Source organism: Roseateles sp. 22389 (genome assembly GCF_052044995.1).
GTDB lineage: Bacteria > Pseudomonadota > Gammaproteobacteria > Burkholderiales > Burkholderiaceae_C > Roseateles.
This window is the reverse complement of record NZ_JBQEOF010000016.1, coordinates 107,423-110,977: the sequence shown is the minus strand read 5'-3', so window position 1 is coordinate 110,977 and position 3,555 is coordinate 107,423. Positions and strand designations below refer to the sequence as shown.

General features: G+C 69.8%; 5 protein-coding genes. All 5 read right to left on the bottom strand.

What is annotated here, in order from left to right:
• Positions 1-126 precede the first annotated feature (126 nt).
• The 5 genes from ACTJKJ_RS20160 to ACTJKJ_RS20140 are packed head-to-tail and all read right to left on the bottom strand — an operon-like array spanning position 127 to position 3,381.
• Complete coding sequence (locus ACTJKJ_RS20160) at positions 127-540, bottom strand: GPW/gp25 family protein (protein ID WP_091724615.1); 414 nt, start codon at positions 538-540, stop codon at positions 127-129.
• 4 nt (positions 541-544) lie between these two features.
• Positions 545-826: a PAAR domain-containing protein gene (locus ACTJKJ_RS20155; RefSeq protein WP_091724614.1), complete on the bottom strand. Its 282-nt coding sequence runs from the start codon at positions 824-826 to the stop codon at positions 545-547.
• 15 nt (positions 827-841) lie between these two features.
• The gene (locus tag ACTJKJ_RS20150; protein WP_091724613.1) at positions 842-1,507 is read right to left on the bottom strand and encodes a phage baseplate assembly protein V; all 666 of its coding nucleotides are present in this window, start codon (positions 1,505-1,507) and stop codon (positions 842-844) included.
• A gap of 27 nt (positions 1,508-1,534) precedes the next feature.
• On the bottom strand, positions 1,535-2,731 hold the full coding sequence (locus tag ACTJKJ_RS20145) for a phage late control D family protein (protein WP_091724612.1): 1,197 nt from the start codon (positions 2,729-2,731) through the stop codon (positions 1,535-1,537).
• Complete coding sequence (locus tag ACTJKJ_RS20140; RefSeq protein ID WP_091724611.1) at positions 2,728-3,381, bottom strand: CIS tube protein; 654 nt, start codon at positions 3,379-3,381, stop codon at positions 2,728-2,730. Before ACTJKJ_RS20140 ends, ACTJKJ_RS20145 begins: the two co-directional genes overlap by 4 nt.
• Positions 3,382-3,555 lie beyond the last annotated feature (174 nt).

Sequence of the window (3,555 nt, the reverse complement as noted above, 5' to 3'; positions counted from 1 at the left end):
CCAGGCCGGTGCCGGCGCCGCGGTCCGCCGCCAGCCATTCCGGCGTGTAGCCGGCGCGGCGCGCGAGCAGCTGCGCCAGCAGCGCCGGCGCATCGCGGCCGTCGAGTTCGACGCGGGGCGGGGTGTTCACTGCGCCGATCCTTCCTCGAGGTAGAACGGGTAGACGAGGTTCGCATGCGAGTTGGTCGCCCGCACGCGGTAACTCATCTCGATGCGCACCTTGCCGGTATCGGCGACATCGGCGACGGCGGTCACCGCCGTCACGTCGATGCGCGGCTCCCAGTCGACCAGCGCCTCCATCACGCGCTGGCGGATCGCCTCCAGCGTGGCGGGGTTCAGCGGCTCGAAGACGAACGCGTTCAGGCCGGCGCCGAAGTCGGGCCGCATCACGCGCTCGCCGGGGTTGGTGCCGACGATGATCAGGATGGCCTGGCGCACGTCCTCGTCATAGGCGGCGGTGGCGGTCTGGCCGGCTTCGATGCCGACCGGGAACGCCCAGCCCTGGCCGAGGAAGGTGGACGGCGTCTGCGCGGCGGCCATGGCCTCAGCCTCCGATCTCGACCAGCGGGCAGCCCATCACGATGGGCGCGCCGCAGCCGCTCATGTCACCGACGCGCGCGGCCGGCCGGCCGGCGATCAGCACCGTGGCGCTGCCCTTGGCGATCGGCGTGGGCGGGTGCGGGCCGGCGGTCGGCGGCATCGAGCAGGCGTGCAGGTCGCCGACGACCGCGGCGGGCATGCCGCCGATGAGCACCATCGCCACGCCGGGGCCGGTGATGACGCCAGGATGGCCGGTGGGGTCGCCCACGCGGGCTGCGGGAGGCATGGTGTCGTCCCTCCGTCAGTTGAGCTTGATCGGCAGGCCCTGCACGCTGCAGGGACCGGCGGACTGGATGTTGACGACGCTGCCCTTGATGTCGACCTGCGTGCCCTCCAGCGCGATCTGCAGCGCCTTGAGCTCGATCTTCAGCGCCGACTGCACGGTGATCGTCTGCGTCTTGTTGTCCATCGCGATCGACAGCGTGCCGGCGGTGTTCTCCAGCTTGATCTGCAGCGGATCGATCGTGACCTTCTGGCGGGTGCTCGTGGTGATGGTGATGGACTGCAGCGCGTCGTCGAACTCCACCTCGTGGCCGACGCCGCCGGCCAGGCCGGTCTTGATCAGGCGCTTGACCAGGAAGTCGCTCTGCAGCGTCAGCGGCGGGCGGTCCCGGGTGCTCCACAGCCCGCCCAGCACGTAGGCGGCCGCCGCGTCGTTCTGCGCGAACGCCACCAGCACCTCGTCGTCCACCTGCGGCACCCAGATGAAGCCGCGGCCCGAGCCGCCGCCCATCGACGGCAGCCGGCACCAGGGCTCCATGCCGGGGATCGACGGGATGCGCACCTGCACCCGCCCTTCCGACATCGCGTCGAAGTTGCTGGTCACGACGCCGGGTGAGATCGCGAAGCCCTCCTTCAGCGATTCGACGCCGAGGTGGTCCAGCCGCTCGAAGAGTTGTTCATCCATGGTGGGTGTTCCTGCTCCTGTCGCCGCTCACACGGTGAACTGCCCTTGCAGCCGCACCAGTCCGCCGCGGCCCTTGGGCAGCGGCACCGCGCCGAACCACACTTCCTTGCGCGCCTGGAAACTGGTGCGATAGCCGCTGCCGTCCAGCGTGTGCGTGGCCGAGGTGATGCGGTACAGGCCGCCGAACTGGTCGCCCAGCCCCTCGAGGTTGACGACGCGGCTGGCCTTGATGCGGGGATCGCCGACGGTGCTGCCGGAACCGGTCAGCCGGTTGTTGAGCTTGGGCAGCAGCTCGGTGAGGATCTTGGACGGCGCGGTGGCGTAGCTGGTGGGCTTGATCGTGGTGACCTTGCCCGGCGCGAGCAGTTCGCCGAGCTGGCCGCCCGGCGTGATCGAGAGCTTGAACATCGCGCGGTCGTAGTCCCAGTTCAGCGCGATGGTGAAGTCCATCTTGATGCTGTCGACCCAGACCTTGGCGGCCACGCCCTCGATCTCGCCCACGGTGGTGATGCGCGGCGTGAAGTCGGTCAGCGAGGCGCCCCACTTCAGCGTCAGGCTGGGCGCGTAGTCCTGGATCAGGAACTGGAACTTGAGCACCCGGCCATGCGGCTCGGCCGTGTGGTCGATGTACATCTGCCAGCCGTTCTCCTTGGCCACCTCGCTCAGGAACTGGAAGTCGTTGACGCCGCTCTGGCGCCGCACACCCATCTGCGCGAACTGCGGGAAGCTCAGGTAGGTGGCCAGGCCCACCAGCGTCGACAGCGTGCCGCCGACCGGGTCCAGCGCCGGGATCAGCGCGTTGGTGCCGGCCACCAGCGCCGCCACCGCCGAGTCCGGCAGCGGGAAGTTGCCCACCGTGGGGATCTTGATCGCGAAGGCGCGGTCCTTGGTGCCGACGGTGAGCCGCTGCAGGTAGTCCTGCGCGGTGAGCCGGATCATCGGGATGCCGCTGGACGGGAACGAGGGCTCCACGCCGGTGATCTCGCCGACGAAGACTTCCTCCAGCGGCCCCGGCGCATACCCGAGCGACAGCCGGAACTCGTTGTTGACCTGCAGCAGCGGATGGTCCAGCCACTGCAGCGAGGTGTTGGCGATGCTCAGCTCGACGCGGTCCGCGCCCTCCATGCCGTCGGTGTGGCTCAGGCTGACGATCGAGGCGCGCAGCGCCGCGGGGATCGTGTCGCCGTTGATGCGGATCGTGCATTCCGGGGCGAGGCGGCTCATGAGCTCACCTCCCCGGTGGCCGGATCGGTGAAGGGCAGCGCCGGCACGCGCAGCGCCTGCCCGGGCACGAGGCTGCGCGGATCGTCGATGCCGTTGACGATCGCGATCGGACGCCACAGCGCCGGGTCCTCGTAGAAGCGCCACGCGATCGACTGGAGCGTGTCGCCGCGCTGCACCGTCCAGCCCTTGCTGAAGTCGGCCGTCTGGCGGTTGACCTCCTTGGCCTCGCGCTCCGGATCGATGAACTCGCTGAAACTGACGGTGATGCGGGCCCGCGTCGGCCGGCCGTCCTCGAGGAACTTGATGAACTTCTGGTTCGCCCGCGTCAGCACGCAGCGCAGCTGCAGCGAGCCCCAGGCCACGCGCAGCACCGGCGGCGCATGCAGCTCGGAATCGATCTTGAGCAGGTCCACCACCTTCTGCGTCTGGCCGCGCACGTCGGCGCGGGTGTCGGTGGTGTCGAAGAACAGCTCCATCTCCAGCGTGCGCAGGTTGCCGTGCACGAACTGCAGGATCGGCGAGCCCAGCCCCGGGATCGCCTGCGAGGCGAAGTTATTGTCCTTGTTGAGGCTGTACTCCTCGGGGTTGAACATGACGTCGAACTGCGCCCCGGTGTGCTCGACGGTGATGCGGGCCTTGGCCAGTGCCATCGCTCAGACCCTCCCCATCCGTTCGCGCCAGGCGACCAGGCGGCGGTCGATCTGCTGGATCACCAGGCCGGTCAGCGCGTCGACGTCCACCGCGGGCGCGGCGGGTGCCTGACGCGGCGCGCTCGGCTGCTGGCGGGCGGCGGCCTGCACGGCGGCCTTTGCCTCGGCCTCGGC

What these genes read in the sequence shown, in the direction of transcription:
- ACTJKJ_RS20140 (WP_091724611.1), bottom strand. Translation starts at nt 3,381, where the DNA reads ATGGCACTGGCCAAGGCCCGCATCACCGTCGAGCACACCGGGGCGCAG.
- ACTJKJ_RS20160 (WP_091724615.1), bottom strand. Translation starts at nt 540, where the DNA reads ATGGCCGCCGCGCAGACGCCGTCCACCTTCCTCGGCCAGGGCTGGGCG.
- ACTJKJ_RS20150 (WP_091724613.1), bottom strand. Translation starts at nt 1,507, where the DNA reads ATGGATGAACAACTCTTCGAGCGGCTGGACCACCTCGGCGTCGAATCG.
- ACTJKJ_RS20145 (WP_091724612.1), bottom strand. Translation starts at nt 2,731, where the DNA reads ATGAGCCGCCTCGCCCCGGAATGCACGATCCGCATCAACGGCGACACG.
- ACTJKJ_RS20155 (WP_091724614.1), bottom strand. Translation starts at nt 826, where the DNA reads ATGCCTCCCGCAGCCCGCGTGGGCGACCCCACCGGCCATCCTGGCGTC.